This window comes from Longispora fulva (genome assembly GCF_015751905.1).
In the GTDB taxonomy this organism is placed as follows: domain Bacteria; phylum Actinomycetota; class Actinomycetes; order Mycobacteriales; family Micromonosporaceae; genus Longispora; species Longispora fulva.
Genome location: NZ_JADOUF010000001.1, coordinates 2,373,974 through 2,390,535, shown reverse-complemented (window position 1 = coordinate 2,390,535; position 16,562 = coordinate 2,373,974). Strand labels below are relative to the sequence as shown.

Sequence of the window (16,562 nt, the reverse complement as noted above, 5' to 3'; positions counted from 1 at the left end):
CCGCGCCCGCGCCGGCTGTCAGCCGGCGCGGGCGCGGGTGACGCACCGGGGTTCGGAGACGGCGTGTTCCCCGCCGAGCACCGCCACGACCGCGAAGCAGTACCGGTGCACGAGCGGGTCCAGGCCGGTGACCGCGGCCTTGGTCGTTCCGGGCGGGAAGTGACCGCGCTCGTCGCCGGTGCGCCCGTCGGGCTCGGCGACGATGATGAACCCGGCCCGCCCGGTGCTGTGGTCCAGCCAGAGGAGGGCCGCGCCGGACTGCTGGTCGGTGACGTCGAGCAACTCCGGAGCCCAGGCGGGCCGGGAGGCCGAGGATCCGGTCGGCGAACCTGCCCGGGCTCCGACCGCCGACGGGTTCGGCTCACCACCCCGAGCCAGCAACACGCCGACTGGCACCCCGACCAGTACTGTGGCCGCGGCCGCCACCAGGGCCAGCCAGCGGCGTCGTTTCCTCCGGGGTACCGGTTGCGGGTCCGACTCCGGCGTGGCCGGCACGCCGGTCGGCGGCTGCTCCGGCCGCACGTTCGCCAACGCCGACGGAGCCAGGTGCGGGGCCGGCTCCGCCAGCGCGGGGACGGCAACGCCGGGCCGTGCCCAGGCGGACTCCGCCGGGACGACCGCCGACAGCGCAGCGCGCAGGGCGACCGCGTCGGCGTATCTGCCGGTCGGGTCCTTGTGCAGGCAGCGGCTGATCACGGCGACCAGGGCGTCAGGCACGTCGGTGCGGCGCATGGCCCTGGGCTCGGCATTCTCGATGCGCCTGGTGTGGTTGGTCAGGGTGTCCGTCGTATCGGCCACCCCGGTGAGCGCGAACGGCGGCGCGCCGTCCAGCAGCGTGAACAGGGTGGCACCCAGCGACCACACGTCGTCGGCAACCGACGGTGGCTTGCCCGTCAGCTGTTGCGGCGAGGCGTACGGATAGGTGAACTGGTTCGTCGAGTTGGTCAGGTTGGCGTTCACCTGTCGGGCGATGCCGAAGTCGGTGAGCACATAGGAGGAAGGTCGCTCGGGGACGTCGCCGCGCACCAGCACGTTGTCCGGCTTGATGTCGCGGTGCAGGACGCCCTTGCGGTGCGCGTACTCGAGCGCTTCGGCGACCGCGATGCCCGCGGCGAGTGTCTCGGCCACGGTCAGCTGCCGGTTCTCGGCGGCCAGGGAGCCACGCCGGCAGTACTCCATCATGATGCACGTCGCCCCGTTGGTGGCCGTGAGCACGTCGTACACCGGAATGATGCTCGAGTGTTGCAGGTCGAGGGTGAGCTGCGCCTCCCGCAGCGGCCGGCTCCGGCTGCCGCCGTCACGTAGTTCCTTGACCGCGACTGTGCGTCGCTTCAGCCCGTCCGGCAGGCGCCGGACCGCGGTGTACACCCTGCTGTGCGTCGTCTCGGCGATCAGGGTGAAGTCGGAGTAGCCCTCCAGAACCAGCGGCTGCCCAGGCCCGTCACCGGGGGCCCAGCCGGGTGGATCCGTCGTGTCCAGATCCGACATCAGCGGACCGCCTCCATCCAGGAATGCACGCATATAGTTTCCTGCGACAGGCTATCGGGAGGATGCCACACATGCGAGTGACCGTGCGGGTGGCCGGAGCCGCGCCGCTGGTGCTGGGCGCTGGTGAGACCCTGCTGTTCGGCCGGCTACCCACCGGGGCACCCGCTGGCGACGATCTGACGTGCAGCCTGTTGGCACTGCCGAAGGCCGGGACGAACGTCTCCCGGCTGCTCGGCGAATGCGTGGTCGGCGACGACAGCGTCCGGGTGCGCTGGCAGGGCAAACCCGGTGCGCAGTTGTCCAGCCTGTTCGACGCGCCGGGCGGCGCCCGCCGGGGCATGCTCGGCGCGGGCATGACCGCGATGCTCGATGAGGGAGACAACCAGCTGCTCGTGCTGCGCGGCAGGGAGGAGCCGGTCGGCCACACCGACCTCACGGTCACCATCGAGGTGCGGGCCGACCGCGATGACGCCAGCTTCCCGTACACCCGACCGGCGGGCATTGAGCCGTCCTGGCGGCGGGCGACCACCGCCCCGCTGCCCGGCCTGGAGCCGGACACCGACATGTGGTTCGTGGCCCTGGCTCTCGCCGAGCCGTGGCTGTCCGGCGACGACGACTATCCCCGCCCGCCCACCAACCGCGAGATCTCGGAACGGATCCTCACCTGGCGGGGCGAGACCGGCCGCCTGACGGAACCGCGGCGGGTACACGACGCGATCCAACAGATCTGCGCGCTGGCATTCGGGGCTGGTGGTCTTCCGTTCCGGCCCGTCGACGGGCGCCGGGTGGAAAACGCCCGGTACGCCGTCGGCCGCCGGGCCGCCGAGGTCGGCCTGGTGACGGCCGAGCAACTGGAGAGCGTGGAGCGCGCGGCGCGCCAGCGGCGGGGCTGATCCGGAACGTTCCAGTTGCCGGCCGGTTCGAGCCGTCCATAGCATGGGTGCAGGTCCTCACTCAAGGACACAATCCACCTTGAACCATCTGCTATGGAGGTTTGTCATGCCGTTTATCGGAATGGACCCGGAGTCCGCCAAAGCCCTCGCGGCGAAGATGTCGAAGACTGCGGAGACGATCAACCAGGCCGTCGCGCAGCTGACCAGCGCCGTCGATGGCGTCAACTGGAAGGGGCCCGACGCGGAGCGCTTCAAGCAGGAGTGGAAGTCCAACTGCGTGCCGGCGGTGAAGAAGGTCGCTGAGGTGCTGACCTCCAACGGCGCGAAGCTGAACAAGGAAGCCGACGAGCAGGTCAACACCTCCAAGTAGCGGCCCCGCCGGCGGGATCGGCCCGCCGGCCCCCCATCACCCGGAAGGCGACGGCATGTTGACATTGAGCATTCAACCGCCACGCGACAGCGGCCTGGTGCCGGTGGATGTGGTGGTGCGGGCCCAGCCCGGTGCCACCGTGCGTGACCTTGCCGAGGCGCTGGCCGAGCACCTGCGCGGGGCCGGGCAGTCGTTCGCGTACCTGGTGCCGGTGACGGCTGACACGCTCTGGTGGGCCGGTCAGCCGCTCGCCGAGTGCGGCCTGCGCAACGGCGACCTGCTCGGTGTCACCCCGCAGCCCGCCTCCTGGGCCCTGGCGGGGGGCGGGCCGCAGCGCGCCCGGGCCGTCCTGCGGGTGCTGGCGGGGCCGGACATCGGACACGCCGTGACGCTGACCGGGGACGCGGCGACCGTGGGCCGGGGACATGGCTGCACCGTCCGGCTCACCGACCCTCTGACGTCTCGCCTGCATTGCCGGATTCTTCTCGACGGCCGCCAGCCCGTGCTGGTGGACGACGGGTCCTCCAGCGGCGTCCTGGTCGGAGGGGCGCCGGTGACCGGGCGGACGCCCGTCGCCGCCGACCAGCAGGTGACGGTGGGCGGGACCCTGTTCGCGGTCGCGATGCTCGAGGACACCGGCGACGGGTCCCGGGAGCACGGGGTGCTGCGCCCGCCGCTGTTCGGCGAGCCGGTTGAGGTCAGTGTGACCGCCGTGCCCGCCCCGCCGGTGCGGGCACAGAGGCCGCACCTGCCGTGGGCCATGCTGCTGCTGCCCCTCGTGACTGGCGTCGGCCTGTTCGGGGCCGGGTGGAACATCGCAGGGTTCGCCATGATTCTCGGCTGGCCGGCCCTGATGCTGCTTGACCACTGGCTGCAGGTCCGCCGGGTCGACAAGGAGTTCCGCACCGAGCTGGCCCGGTGGCGCGCGGACCTCGACACGCTGCTCGCCGGCCTCGACGAGAAGGCTCGCGCACAACGCGACCGCGCGAAGGCCGACCACCCCGACCTCGCCGGCTTGCGGCCCCGGGTCCTGGGTCGCGAACCCGCGCTGTGGGGCCGCCGCCCAGACACCGAGGACTTCCTGACCATCAGGGTCGGCCGTGGATCCGTGCCCGCGTTGGCCACCGGGACCCTGGACGACGGCGGCGACCGGGCGGCCACATCCTGGGCGGTCGGCGAACTGGACCGCCGACGCGTGCTCGACGACACCGCCGTGCCCTGGCGGCTGGCAGACGCGCCCGTCACCGCCATCACCGGTCCCACTGAGGTGGTCGACGCCGCCGCCCGAGCTCTGGTGGCGCGGTTGTGCGCCGACCACTCGCCGGTGGACCTGTCGATCGCCGCCGTGCTGTCGGCAGGCAGGGCCGGGCACGAGACCTGGCTACGGTGGCTGCCGCACGTCTCCCGCCGGCCAGGCGGACGCGCGCCGGTGGCCGTGGGCGCGGCGGACGGTCACCTGCTCCTGGAGGAACTGGCCGCCGCCACTGGACCAGGGGTCACCGTGTGCCTGGTGGACGAGGCGGCCGGACTGTCCCGCCGCCGGGTCGAAGCGGTTGCCGGAGCGGCGGGGCTGCGCCTCGTGTGGCTGGGCGCGTCGGCGCACACCGTGCCGGCCAGCACCTCGGCCGTGCTGAACCTGACCGGAACGCAGGCCCCGGCGGGGGAGTCGGCGTGCCTGGCGTTCCGCGACAGAGGAGGCGTGACGCCGCTGCGTGCGGCCGACGGCATGGACCTGATCGACGCCTGGTCGCTGGCGCGGGCGATGCACCCCTACGTCGACGAGGTCGCGGCCCGCTCCGCCGACACCGACCTGCCCGCCCAGGTGCGGCTGCCCGACCTGCCCGGCGACTTCGCAGACCCCGACAATCCTGAGGTGGTCGTGGAGCGGTGGGCGGGCAGCCGGGGGCTGCGGGCCCAACTCGGCCTGGGCGTGTCCGGGGTGGCGACCGTCGACCTGCGCGAGGACGGGCCGCACGCGCTGCTGGCCGGCACGACCGGCTCGGGGAAGAGCGAGTTCCTGCAGACCATGTTGTTGTCGTTGGCCCTGAACAATCCGCCGAGCCGGATCACGTTCCTGCTGGTGGACTACAAGGGCGGGGCGGCGTTCCGTGAACTGGAGAACCTGCCGCACACCATCGGGTGCATCACCGACCTCAAGCCGGCCGACGTCCGCCGCGCGCTGGTCGCCCTCGGCGCGGAGATCACCGCCCGCGAAGAGCTCCTCAACGCGTACAGGGTCAAGGACCTCGTCCAGATGGAGGCCGAACACCCGTCCGCCGCGCCGCCCAGTCTGCTGATCTGCGTCGACGAGTTCGCGGCACTGGCGACCGAGGTGCCGGAGTTCGTCGAGGGCATGGTCAACATCGCCCAGCGCGGCCGCTCCCTGGGCCTGCACCTGTTTCTGGCCACCCAGCGTCCGGCCGGGGTGGTGACCGCCAACATCCGGGCGAACACCGACCTGCGCATCGCCCTGCGGGTCGCCTCCGCTGAGGACTCCCACGACGTGCTCGACTGCGCGGACGCCGCAGAGATCAACCGGGCCACCCCGGGCCGGGCGCTGGTCCGCCGGGTCGGGCGACGCAAGGCCGAACCGCTGCAGGTCGCCTGGGTGGGCGCCCGCGAGGAGCTGGTGCCGGAGCAGCGTCTGGTCGAGGTACGAGCCTTCACCGCCTCGGACAACGCCCACGGCCACAGCCACCACCGCTCACACGACCGCACCGACCTGGCCCGCCTCGTCACCACTGTCAACACCGCCTTCGCCGCCGAACTGGCAGGCGGGCGTCAGCGCGAGGTCACCGCCCCCTGGCTGCCCCCGCTGGCGGACATCCAGCCGCTCGGCAGGCTGCACGGCGGGACGGAGGGCACCGTTGCGGTCGGCCTGCTCGATGACCCCCGCCGCCGTGAGCAGCGTCCCCTCCTGTTGAACTACCCGGCACTCGGTCATGTCCTGGCCTACGGCGCCTCCCGCGCCGGCAAGACCGAGCTGCTACGCACCCTGGCCGCGGCCGGGGCGCTGCACCCCGCCGGGCGCCCGGTCCAGATGTACTGCCTGGACTACGCAGGCGGCGGCTTGTCCGGCCTCGCGGACCGGCCGGGCGTCGGCGCCGTGATCGGCCAGGCCGAGACGGCGCGGGTGCTGCGGCTGTTGCGCCGGCTCGAGGGCACGGTTCGCAGCCGCAACCGACTGCTCGCCGAGTACGACGTCGCCGAGGTGGGCCAACTGCCCAGCGGTGTCCGCCCGGCCCGCGTGCACCTGCTGGTGGACAACCTCCCGGCGCTGCTGGGGGAGCTGGCGGGAAGCCAGATCCTCCGCGAGCACGCCGAACTGCTGGTCACGGTGCTCCAAGAGGGCCGGCGGGCCGGAGTGCACGTCACGGCCACCACCCCGAGCCGGGCAGCGTTGGACGTGGCCGTCCAGGCGGCCTTCGGCCAGCGGCTCGTGTTGCGCATGACCAGTGACGACGACTACACCATGCTCGGCGTGCCCACCGGAGTCCTCCACCAGGACGGCCCGCCCGGGCGCGGCGTGTACGGCGGGCTGGAGTTCCAACTCGCGGTGTCGGACCCGGCCACGCCCGCCGCCCCGATCGATCCCGCAAACAGACCGATGGCGATTCCGCCGTTGCCGAACAGGGTGCACCCCGACAGCCTGCCCGCGCCGACCGACTGGGAGATCCTGATCGGACTCGACGCCGACCAGGTCGAACCGGTCGGCACACCGCTACGCGGCACAACGCTGCTGGTCGCCGGGCGCAAGGGCAGCGGCCGGTCCAGCGTGCTGGCCGGCATCGCCGCCCAGGCGCGCCGCGCGCCGAACCCGCCAGAGCACGTGGTGTACCTCCGCCCAGGCGACGCGGTCCCGGCCAGCCTGACCCCGGCCGATCCTGGCGGCTGGTCTCTGCTTTTGGTGGACGACGCCCATCAATGGGAGACTGTGTCCGGAGATGGCCTGTCCCAGTTGCTGGAGCTTGTCCGGACGACGCCAGGGCTCGCGACGGTCGTCGCCGCAGACTTCGACCACGCCCGCATCCTCCCGGGAGACCTGGTGACCATCGCGCTGGAGAACCGGACTCGGGTGTTGCTGCAACCCGAACTGGCAGACGACGGCACGCTCGGCTTCGCCATTCCCTACGGCGGGGGAATCGAGTCCCTGGCCGGCCCCGGACGAGGCGTGCTCTGCACCCAGGGCGCGACCCGCATCGTCCACTTCGTCACCGCCGAGCCCGAAGAGGAGCAGATCCGATGAGTGGCTGGCTGCGCCACCGGGCCGGGCGCATGTGGTCCCGCCGCACCGCCACCGGCACCCTGGCCGCCGTGGTGCTCAGCGCACTGGTGCTCAGTGTCGCTTTCGGCTACGGCGCGGCCAAGGTCGACCTGGACATGCCCGACGGGCTGACCTGGTTGGGTGACGGCAAACGTGGCCAGGTGGTCCAGGTCAACCCGAACACCGGGCAACCAGAGGTGGCGATCACCGTAGGCAAGCCCGGCGCCGACCTGCGCGTCGCCCAGCGCGGCGAGCAGCTGGTCGTCACCGACGGCAGCACCGGCGAGGTGAGTTTCATCGACCTGAGCACCCTGCGGCTCAGCGGGCAGCGTACGCACAGCAGGGCCGTGAAGACCCTGCTGTCCGCCAGCCGGGTGTACCTCGCGGACCTGGAACAGGGAAACATCTACCGGGTCGACCCGCGCACGTCCGCGACCCTCGGCACGCCCTGGGCGGCCCCGGGCGGCAGCCTGTCGGATGCCGCCGTCGACGGCGACGGGCAGATCTGGGCACTCAACCGGGCGGGTCGGCTCTTTTCCCTGCGCTGGAACGACAGCGGCAAGGTCGAGGAGCGTCCCGCCGACCCGGCCACCATCACCGGCGCCGGACCCGCCACGGTGCTGGTCGCCCACCAAACCGGCGTGACGGTATTCAGCCCCGAGGCCGGCTCTGTGACCAGCGTGGGCGGCGCGGACGGGGTCCGGCTGAGCACCCCGGCGCTGCGCGGCCCGATCCAGGCCGCCGACACCAGCCCCGCAGACCTCGTGCCGGCAGCGGCCACCTCGGCCTCCACCGTGGTGCTGGCCCGGCCGGACACCGTGCTCACCGTGGACATGCGCCAGGTCGACTGCCAACGGCCGGTGAAACCCGCCGTGTTCCGGGGCCAGGTCTACGTTCCCTGCCTCGACAGCCACAAAGTGGTGGTCCTGGACCAGGACGGTCGGCGCGGCGGCACCGACATCGAACTGCCCGACGGCGGGGAACCCATGCTGGTCCTCGACGACGGCAAACTGTTCATCTACACCAGTAACGCCGACACCGGCATCGTGATCGACGAGACTGGGGCCGCCAGGCCGATCCGCATCCACGACCCGAACACCCCGGTCCGCGACCCGGCGCAGAAGCCAGCCCCATCGCCCAGCCAGAGCCCTTCGCCGAAGCCGGCACCGAAGCCCTCCGCCCCGCCGGCCTCGCTTCCGGCGAGCATTCCGCCGCCGCCGAAGACCACCCCGCCGCGCCCCGTACCCACCCCGGCCGTCACGGTCCTCCCAGCGCCGGCCACGCGCCCACCAACGCCGTCGCCGACAGTCGCGCCGACCACCGCACCGCCGCCCCCGCCGCCTCCGCCCGCCGAGGCCCAACCCAACCCCGCGTCCTACGGGCAGATCGGCAGCTCGCTGAGCGGTCGCTGCATCGGAGTACAGGGCGGCAGCCAGGCGGACGGCGCAGCCGTCGTGCAGTACTGGGTCAGCTGGGACAACCGCTGTAAGCAAACCAGCACGACCCTCTGGGGCTGGGCCGGCGGCTACCGCGGCAACAGCTACAAGATCGTGAACTACGCGAGCGGAAAATGCCTCGACGTCGCCGGCGGTAGCACGTCGGCGGGGGCCGACATCGTCCAGATGCCGTGCAGGGACTCCGGCGGCAGCCAGCTGTGGACCTGGTACGCCCAGACGAACAACAACGGCTGGAACTACGGAATGATCTGCAACGTGCGCTCGACGATGTGCCTGTTCCTACGCGGCGAGTCCAGCAACGAGGGCTCCCCGCTCGAGCAGAGGCAGGGGGAGCCGTGGACCATTGCCCTGCAGTACCGGGTGGTCGAACCGCACAACCCCGACTGATGACGTGAACGAGGCCGAGGCACTCGTCGCCGTGCCGCTCAATGCGTCTGCGGGCCATGATCACTGACTTGGCGCGTGGTGATTGCGGAGCCACGCGGCCATCACGCGCCGCGACCTTCTCGGGTCGACGCCAGTGTTTGTCGAATGAGCGCAATGCCGCGTTGCAAAAGCACGGCGACGATGAGGTAGTCCCGGGAGATTGACATGTCCTATGCAGACCGCTTGCCTGCGTCACTACTGTGGTGCGCCTATCACAGTGCCCATGATCGCAATCGTGCTCCGGATCGAGTGCGAGAAAGGGCCGTCGTAACTGCTCACGATTTATGGATGCCCGGCGGCGGATTCGACGCGACGGCTAGGGTTGAGCACCTTCAAGTGGCAACAGCCCGAGAATACGATCAATCTCTTGTCGTGCATGACAGAGAAGCGCGGCAAGCCTTTCATTCCGATGGCAGTTCGACGATGTACTGGGTAGATACATCTAAGACGCACTCGTCGACTGCTCTTGAGCAGGACATGCTGGTGGTGAAATGGTTTAACGACACCGAATATGCGTCGAAGTTCGAGTTGTGGAGCAGTAGCGGTAAACCCCGAGGTCACACTGCGACTGAAACAATTCGGGCGTACTTTTCATCCATGCGCGCCTATATTTGCGGAGGTGTCGCATGTCCGCATACTGGCGCCGCCGAGCGTCTGCGGCGCCTGCTGTATTGGCTCTGGGGGAGCCAGCCGGCAACAGAGATCCAGCGCATCCTCACGCACCCCCGGGCTGCTGGGGCGTGGTCCGCGGCGATGGTCTGGAACCTCGTCGCAGCAGGCCCGCACAGGGTCTGCCTGACGCCTCTCGGCGAGCGCTGGGTTGCTGCCGACCAACGGCTTAATGGCGCCGAAGTGTGGCCAGACCACGCAACGCCCAGCCTGAGAGCCAAAGCCGCGGAGCGGATCACTCTGCCGGCACCGTTCGAAATGGACCTGCCGGACTACACCGCGCCTTGGCCCTCAGGTTCGGATGTGGTCGCGCTAAGCCGGTTCATAGCAGCCGCTAGCCACTACCGCGCACCGCTCGCCTTCATTCATGATCTCCATGCTCTGCGTCAGCTGGCGGCCAGAGATGGTGGATGGGTGCGGGACCGCAGTAAAGTTGCGGAGAAGGCACCCTCATCACGGGACTATCCCTTCTTCCAACACTGGGATCAGTTCACGTTGACCGCATACCACAATTTCCTGATAATCGAGCCGCCAGAGTTTCACGAAAAGACGGCATGGTGGTGACGAAAAACCGCCGCGAATGTTGCGTAAGCGCTGCGCGATTGCTTTGAACTATCTTCAGAGCGTGAGATCTCACGAACTCGACTCGGCAGCCTTGAATGGTGCCGCCTCTCAACCCGGGATGCCGACCCCTGGGGCCATTTGGGCCCACCCGTGTTCCTGCTGTGCTCACGCATCATTGCTAATACGCGAGATGCCTGGGAATTTTGTAGGACCTGGACCACCTCGCCCTGCCGCATCGCTCGTGCGCCGACGGCCTCCTGTCGTGGGTTCGCTGAGGGGTGTGGCCGTTCGGCGGAAGTCGGATCGTAGCGCGCCCCGTAGGCTCCACTACATGGGGAGCTATCGAGTGACTTCGATGAGGATGCTTCTTGTGGCCGTTCTGGGGCTCGCAGGGTGCACCCGGGCCGACCCGGGCAACGGGGAACAGTACTTCGGCCCCAACGACAGGGCGAACGAATGCTGGAACGCCAACACCAGCGATATCCCGACGTCCACGCTGGGCCGTCGGATCGTGGCATGCGACCGCTCGCACGAGTACGAGACGTACCACGTCGGAGAGATCGACCCGACCGCCGACGAGGGCACGGCGATCACCGCCGCGGCTCAACTGTGCGCGCAGGAGGCCGACAAGCTGCTCGGTGCGCCCTACCTGACCGGCAGGGTCGAACTGCGCTGGTACCCGGACACCAAGACCATCAACGGCAAACCCCACCGGTGGATCGCGTGCGTCGTGGCCGAGACCAGGAGCATGGCGAAGAAGCTGGTCGTCGCAAGGACATCCAGCCTGCGGGGCGTGCTCGCCCAGTCTGGCCCGATGACCATCCAGTGCGTCAACCGGGTCTCCGACGGCGACACACTGATCGACTTCACCTACCTGCCCAACTGTGGGGACCCGCACAGCGGCGAGTTCGTCGGGCTGGCCCGGTTGGAAGACACGGACGGTCATCCACCCGCCACCCGCGACGAGCTGCGCGCCTCCGGCACGCGGGCGTGCGGCGCGACGGTGAGCGGGTATCTCGGCGTACCGGAGGGCCGGGTTCCCGGGGAGCTCATGCCGCTGTGGGCCTCACCCACCGCCGAGGAGATCCAGCGGGGATTTCGGTCCGTCCGCTGTTTCGTCGCGGTCAGGGGAGACAAGCACCTCACCCGCATGATCAAGGGGATCGGCACCGAGCCACTCATCCTGACCTGACCCAGCCGCGTTCACCCGCTGTTGTCGGGCATGGACCGAACGGTCCCATGTACTGCCGTCTCGCGCGACCCCGTGCGTCGGGCAACATCCGGGTGCCAGCGGCGACCTCGGTCGAGCCCAGGATAACCGACGCAGACATGGCCGACCTGCCGCTGGCGACCGCGCACCCGATCGACGTGGTGGAGTTCGTACCAGCAGCCCAGATCGACCCGCCGGCATATGTCATGCGTATCGCCATCCTCTGTGGATTGTCGTCGGTGGCGGGAAGGGGCGGACACCCGCTGCGCGGAGCCCGCCCCTGGTGACCGGCCGATCTACCAGAGCGGCCAATCGGGGCTGCAGCGCTCTTCCCAGGGCCGCTCGCACTCGAGCGCGACGACGGATCGGTCGTTCGCCTGCACGGCGGCGGCGTGCAGCGGAACGGTCGTCAGGGCAGCGCCGGCGATGACGGCGAGAACAAGAATTTTCCTGAGCACAGGACTCCTTCGGGATACGGCGGGATGTGTCGTCGGGTAGTCAACCGCCGAGCCCGGACCCCGGACAATGCCGCGGTCCACAGTCGGGTGTCCGGATCCGCGAACTGGGTGCTGGCGAGGGCGCCGGGACCACGTAGCCCCAGGTGAGGCACACCCGCGGTCAGATCTGCGCGGACATGCCGGGATATTGCGGATGGCCGCAGGAATCTGGGGGCATGGCCCCCAAGACATGTGGCGGTCTGGGACTGACCCTTGTACGAGCTGCGGGCCGCACATGCTCCGCACGGTGAGGCTGAACTGAGGGAGACCGTGTGACCGTCGAGGAACTGGTGCGCAGTTGGAAGGACCCCGACCACCGGACAGGGACGCACCCCGCGGGGGAGATCGTGCTGAGGCACGGCGATGGCGAGATTCCGTCGGTAAGTTTGGACTACTTCTGCACCACGTTTGGTCTACGCGGGCTGGAAGAGCCCGCCGGGGACCTCTAGTGCCGCTGTCCTCCCCGGTACTGGTCGGCCGAGAGCATGAGCTGGGCGTCCTGGCACGGGCCCTCGGCGACATGGTGTCGTCGGGGACGGGCTCGACCGTGATCCTGCTCGGAGAGGCGGGTAGCGGGAAGACCCGGCTGGCCAGCGAGTTGCAAGGGCGGGCATCGATGCCGGTGCTGCGGGGGCGCGCGGGATCGACGGTGCTGTCAGTGCCGTACCGGCCGCTGTCCGAGGCTCTGATGTCGGCGTTCCGCACGACCGGTCCGCCCACCGGGCCAGCACTGGAGCCGTTCCTGCCGGTCCTCGGGCGGCTCGTGCCCCAGTGGGGGCATCTGGCCGACCCGGGCAGGGCGGACTCACCGCTGGTCGTGGCGGAGTCCGTTCTGCGGTTGCTGGGCGTCGGACATCCGGCCGGCTGCCTTCTGGTTCTCGAGGACCTGCACGATGCGGACCCTGAGACGTTGGCGGCGGTGGAGTACCTGATGGACAACGTCGACCAGTGGCCCGTGCTGTCGCTGCTCACCGCCCGCGACCAGCCGGGACCCGCCCGCGAACTGTTCGCGTCCGCGCGACGGCGGCGGGTGGCCCGACCGGTGAGCCTCGGCCCGTTGGAACCCGCGCACATGGCGGAACTGGCGGCGCACTGTCTCGGCGGCCGCCCGCCGCCCTCGGTGATCGCCACCCTGGTGCGCGACGGGGACGGCAACCCGTTCTTCCTGGAGGAACTGCTCGCCGGCATGGTCTCCTCCGGCGGCCTGCGTCGCGACGCGCACGGCTGGGCGGCCGCCGACACCACGGTCGGCGCGATTCCCGCCACCCTGGCCCAACTCATCACCGAGCGGGCCGAGGCGCTGGGCCCGGACATTCTGCACCTCCTGCGCGCCGGGGCGCTGGTGGATCGACGCTTTCCCGCCTCAGTGCCGGCCGAGGCGACGGGCCGCACCGCCGCCGAGGTGGACCAGCTGCTCGGTGCGGCGTGCGCGGCCGGAATTCTCACCGCCGAACCGACACCGGGCTGGTTCGCGTTCCGGCACGCGTTGACCGTCGAGGTGCTCCTCGCGTCGCTGCCCCGCACCCTGGGCGAGACTCTCGCCGCCACGGTCGCTGCGGCGATCGAACACCACTTTCCCGGCCTGCCGGGGGAGTGGTGCGAACGGGTGGCCCGACTCCGGGTGCTCGCCGCCGATCTCGGGTCGGCCGCCGAGATACTGGCCGTGGCGGGTCGCCGGGCCCTCACCGCCGGGACGGCCACGACGGCGGTCTCCCTGTTCGAACGCGCCGTCGAACTCGTCGGCGCCGATCGCTCCGAGTTCCTCGACCCGCTGCTGCGGGCATGGACGATGTCCGGTCGCGGCGACAACGCTCTGGGGTACTCCGACGCGGTCGACGGACTGGTCGCCGCACCGGCGGTGCTAGCCGGGCTCCAGCTGCGCCTCGCCGAGGCGGCCTCGGCGACCGGCGCACGGGAGGTCTGCCTGGCCCGGATCGGCGCGGGTCGGGCACTGCTCGCCGCTGAGCCGCACGCCGAGTACGAGGCCGGATTCGACGTGCTGGAGTCCTTGGTGCTCGTCGAGACCCCCGAGGCGCCGCCGGGCCGCGCCGAGTACCTCGCCCGGCGGGCGGCCGTCACCGCGGAGCACGCGGGCCTGCCCGAGCTGGCGTGCCGGGCCTGGGAGGTGCTGGGAACGACGGCCCGCGATGGTTCGCTGGCCGAGTCCGACGAGGTGTTCGAACTCCTGCTCGCCACGGCACAACGCCACGAGCTCGGCGCGTGGCAGCTGGAGGCCCTGGCATACCTGGGCGCGAACGACATGCTGCGCGACGGGCACGGCGGCCGCCTCGACCAGGCGCACGCCCAGGCCGTCCGGCTGGGCGCGCTGCGCGACCTGTGCGGCGTGGAAGGTCTCCAGGCGATGCTGGCTGTGCTGCGGGGCGAGCACGACCGGGCCGCCGAGCTGATCGTTCCCGGCCGACAGCTCGCGGCCCGCCTCGGCCATCACAAGATCGTCCGGTACCTGACCCTGTCCTCCGCCGTCCGGGCCGGGCACCGCGGGCGTCGGGCCGAGATGGACAGACATGTCGAGGCGCTCATGGCCGACGGTGGCGCCGACACCCACTACCTGCCGGTCGCCTGGGGGCAGGGCGGGGCGGTGTGCGCGCTGCTGGAGGAGGACCGTGCCCGGGCGAGGGCCGATCTGGACCGGGCCACGGCCCGCGAGGAGGCGACCGGTTCGCCGTACGCGCTGTCCGGCAGGTATGGGCTGGCCCTGCTGCTCGGCGTCCTAGACGGTGACCAGGGCTGGGTGGAACACGACGCCGTCGCGGCGCACCCGCGGTCCCGGTACCGGTGGAACCGGCAGTTCGTCAGCGCCGCCCGCGCGGTCCTGCTCGCCCGGGACGGCCGACCGGCCGAAGCCGGGGCCGCGCTGGCCGAGTCCGACGAGGCCGCCGCCGTGTTCCCGCTGGCCCGGCACCTGGTGTTGCGGCTGGTCGCCGAGGACGGCGTCACCACCGGCTGGGGCGACCCACCCGCATGGGCCCGGACCGCCGAGGAGTACTTCCACGACCTGGGTCACCGACCCGTGGCCGCGGCGTGCCGATCGGTCCTGCGCGCGGCCGGCGCCCCCACGCCGGCCCGGAGACGCGGCTGGGGCTCCGTCCCCCCGCCGCTACGGGCGCGGGGCGTCACCGTCCGCGAGTTCGAGGTGCTCGGACTGCTCGCCGGCCAACTGGACAACCGGGCCGTCGGCCGGCGACTGTTCATCTCGCCCCGCACTGTGGAGAAGCACGTGTCCGGGCTCCTCGCGAAACTGGAGTGTCAGGACAGGAGAGCGCTCGCCAGGTACGCGTCGGCGAACGGGATTCCATTCTTGGCGGTGAGCTGAGAACAGCAACCGTCGAGGTGTACCCGAAGCCGCCAGGACATGTCGAAGGGCGTGCCGGGCGGGGTGTGCGCCGAGGAGACCGGCGGGGTGGCAAGTGCCGGTTATTCGGTGCGGATATGAGTCGTACCCGGTCTCCCAGTAGATTCGGGCTATGAGCTATGACATCTACTTCCTGGACCTCAAGTCCGGCCAGACCTGGGAGGAGGCGCTGGAGGAGTTGGAGGAGCACGAGGGCGAACCGCCGACACAGTCCCCGCAGTGGGGAACGATCGTGGCTCAGGCTCGTGAGCTGTTCGGCGAGGTGTCCGTCACCGAGGGCCCACCCAACTGGGAACTCGTCCACGGGCCCACCGGCATCCAACTGGGTCATATCGAAGGCGAGTGGTCGCTGAAGGTGCCCTACTGGACCGAGGGCGACGCCGCAGCCAGGGTACTTGCGAATGCGTTCGACCTCGCCGTGATCGTGGAACACGCGACCGGGCTGCGTGGCTATGATCCGCAGCTCGACCAACCGGTCGCCGAACTGGTGGAATCACGGGGCCAGGCCGGCAGAGAGGTCTTCGACACCGTCGCACAGCAGTTCCGGCGCTGAACGGGCGAGGCTTAGGTCCCGGCGTGGCCAACTATCGATCCGTGCTGGGGTTGGACGCCCCGCCGGATGTGTTCTGTGTCCGGGTGGGCAAAATGTGCGGATGGTGAGCCATCTGGTGTGGGACATGGACGGCACGTTGATCGACTCGACCGGCGTTGTGCCCGACGCCCTGGCCGATGCGATCGCAGAAATCGGCGGACAGCGACCTGACCCGGTCGAGGTTGTGGCGGCGTACTCGTTGGGTACGCCGGAGGTGATCCTGGAGCATTTCCTCGGCCGTGCGCTCACGGGCGATGAGGCGGGCGTCTACTACCGGCTGCTGGCCGGGGCGGTGGTGGACCCGTACCCGGGGATCCTGCCCACCTTGGAAGCGCTGGTCGGGTTGGGGCTGCCGGTCGTGGTGTTCACCGGCACGACGTGCCGGGCCGCGCACGCCCTACTGGGGCCGGCCGGCATCCACCCGAGTCTCGTCGTCGGCGGGGACCAGGTCCCGGCGAAGCCCGCTCCGGATGGCCTCCTGCGGGTGGCTGCCGAGTTGGGTATCGAGCCGTCTGCGATCGGCTACATCGGGGATGCCAACGTCGACCTGCGCGCCGCGCACGCGGCCGGCGCGACCGCGCTGGCCGCCGGGTGGGGGCATCTGCACGACCCGGCCGAGCCGGCGCACGCCGTCCTGTCGCACCCGTCGCAGGCTCTGGAGCTGTTGACGGGCCGCCGAGCAGGGTGTTGAGCTCACCCGACAGAATCGAAAGCCACTTGGGTGACGTAGCGGGCACCGCTGCGCCCAGGTCGGCGCGG

At 70.6% G+C, this 16,562-nt stretch carries 12 protein-coding genes; 10 read left to right on the top strand and 2 right to left on the bottom strand.

Annotated features, from left to right (window positions below; translation table 11 throughout):
• Positions 1-18 precede the first annotated feature (18 nt).
• Positions 19-1,488, bottom strand: coding sequence for a serine/threonine-protein kinase (locus IW245_RS10520; RefSeq protein ID WP_197002990.1), 1,470 nt, complete (start codon positions 1,486-1,488; stop codon positions 19-21).
• 71 nt (positions 1,489-1,559) lie between these two features.
• Here IW245_RS10520 and IW245_RS10515 point away from each other — a divergent pair, with 71 nt between their 5' ends.
• From IW245_RS10515 to IW245_RS10490, 6 genes are all read left to right on the top strand, one after another.
• Entirely contained in the window at positions 1,560-2,381 is an 822-nt protein-coding gene (locus IW245_RS10515) for a hypothetical protein (RefSeq protein WP_197002989.1), read from the top strand.
• Positions 2,382-2,487: 106 nt separating this feature from the next.
• Positions 2,488-2,751, top strand: coding sequence for a WXG100 family type VII secretion target (locus tag IW245_RS10510; RefSeq protein WP_197002988.1), 264 nt, complete (start codon positions 2,488-2,490; stop codon positions 2,749-2,751).
• Positions 2,752-2,806: 55 nt separating this feature from the next.
• Positions 2,807-6,997: a type VII secretion EssC family protein gene (locus IW245_RS10505; protein ID WP_197002987.1), complete on the top strand. Its 4,191-nt coding sequence runs from the start codon at positions 2,807-2,809 to the stop codon at positions 6,995-6,997.
• The gene (locus tag IW245_RS10500) at positions 6,994-8,859 is read left to right on the top strand and encodes an RICIN domain-containing protein (RefSeq protein ID WP_197002986.1); all 1,866 of its coding nucleotides are present in this window, start codon (positions 6,994-6,996) and stop codon (positions 8,857-8,859) included. The genes IW245_RS10505 and IW245_RS10500 overlap by 4 nt, the downstream gene beginning before the upstream one ends.
• 327 nt (positions 8,860-9,186) lie before the next feature.
• A complete protein-coding gene (locus IW245_RS10495; RefSeq protein WP_197002985.1) occupies positions 9,187-10,131 on the top strand; it encodes a hypothetical protein in 945 nt (314 codons plus the stop codon).
• Positions 10,132-10,486: 355 nt separating this feature from the next.
• The gene (locus IW245_RS10490) at positions 10,487-11,323 is read left to right on the top strand and encodes a septum formation family protein (RefSeq protein WP_197002984.1); all 837 of its coding nucleotides are present in this window, start codon (positions 10,487-10,489) and stop codon (positions 11,321-11,323) included.
• 314 nt (positions 11,324-11,637) lie between these two features.
• Here the strand turns inward: IW245_RS10490 and IW245_RS10485 are convergent, their stop codons facing one another.
• Positions 11,638-11,799, bottom strand: a complete 162-nt coding sequence (locus tag IW245_RS10485) for a hypothetical protein (RefSeq protein ID WP_197002983.1) — start codon at positions 11,797-11,799, stop codon at positions 11,638-11,640.
• Between the two features lie 311 nt (positions 11,800-12,110).
• On the opposite strand from IW245_RS10485, the gene IW245_RS10480 reads away from it, so the two are divergent.
• From IW245_RS10480 to IW245_RS10465, 4 genes are all read left to right on the top strand, one after another.
• Positions 12,111-12,287 (top strand): hypothetical protein, encoded by a 177-nt coding sequence (locus tag IW245_RS10480; protein WP_197002982.1) that lies wholly within the window; start codon positions 12,111-12,113, stop codon positions 12,285-12,287.
• On the top strand, positions 12,287-15,172 hold the full coding sequence (locus IW245_RS10475) for an ATP-binding protein (RefSeq protein WP_197002981.1): 2,886 nt from the start codon (positions 12,287-12,289) through the stop codon (positions 15,170-15,172). Before IW245_RS10480 ends, IW245_RS10475 begins: the two co-directional genes overlap by 1 nt.
• 151 nt (positions 15,173-15,323) lie before the next feature.
• Positions 15,324-15,764 carry a hypothetical protein gene (locus tag IW245_RS10470; protein ID WP_197002980.1) on the top strand — a complete coding sequence of 147 codons (441 nt, stop codon included), beginning with the start codon at positions 15,324-15,326 and terminating at the stop codon, positions 15,762-15,764.
• 100 nt (positions 15,765-15,864) lie between these two features.
• The gene (locus IW245_RS10465) at positions 15,865-16,494 is read left to right on the top strand and encodes an HAD family hydrolase (RefSeq protein ID WP_231398746.1); all 630 of its coding nucleotides are present in this window, start codon (positions 15,865-15,867) and stop codon (positions 16,492-16,494) included.
• The last annotated feature ends 68 nt before the right edge of the window (positions 16,495-16,562 follow it).

Coding starts and splice junctions, on each gene's coding strand:
- IW245_RS10470 (WP_197002980.1), top strand. CDS start 15,324: ATGAGCTATGACATCTACTTCCTGGACCTCAAGTCCGGCCAGACCTGG.
- IW245_RS10505 (WP_197002987.1), top strand. CDS start 2,807: ATGTTGACATTGAGCATTCAACCGCCACGCGACAGCGGCCTGGTGCCG.
- IW245_RS10465 (WP_231398746.1), top strand. CDS start 15,865: ATGGTGAGCCATCTGGTGTGGGACATGGACGGCACGTTGATCGACTCG.
- IW245_RS10515 (WP_197002989.1), top strand. CDS start 1,560: ATGCGAGTGACCGTGCGGGTGGCCGGAGCCGCGCCGCTGGTGCTGGGC.
- IW245_RS10500 (WP_197002986.1), top strand. CDS start 6,994: ATGAGTGGCTGGCTGCGCCACCGGGCCGGGCGCATGTGGTCCCGCCGC.
- IW245_RS10510 (WP_197002988.1), top strand. CDS start 2,488: ATGCCGTTTATCGGAATGGACCCGGAGTCCGCCAAAGCCCTCGCGGCG.
- IW245_RS10490 (WP_197002984.1), top strand. CDS start 10,487: ATGAGGATGCTTCTTGTGGCCGTTCTGGGGCTCGCAGGGTGCACCCGG.
- IW245_RS10495 (WP_197002985.1), top strand. CDS start 9,187: ATGCCCGGCGGCGGATTCGACGCGACGGCTAGGGTTGAGCACCTTCAA.
- IW245_RS10520 (WP_197002990.1), bottom strand. CDS start 1,488: ATGTCGGATCTGGACACGACGGATCCACCCGGCTGGGCCCCCGGTGAC.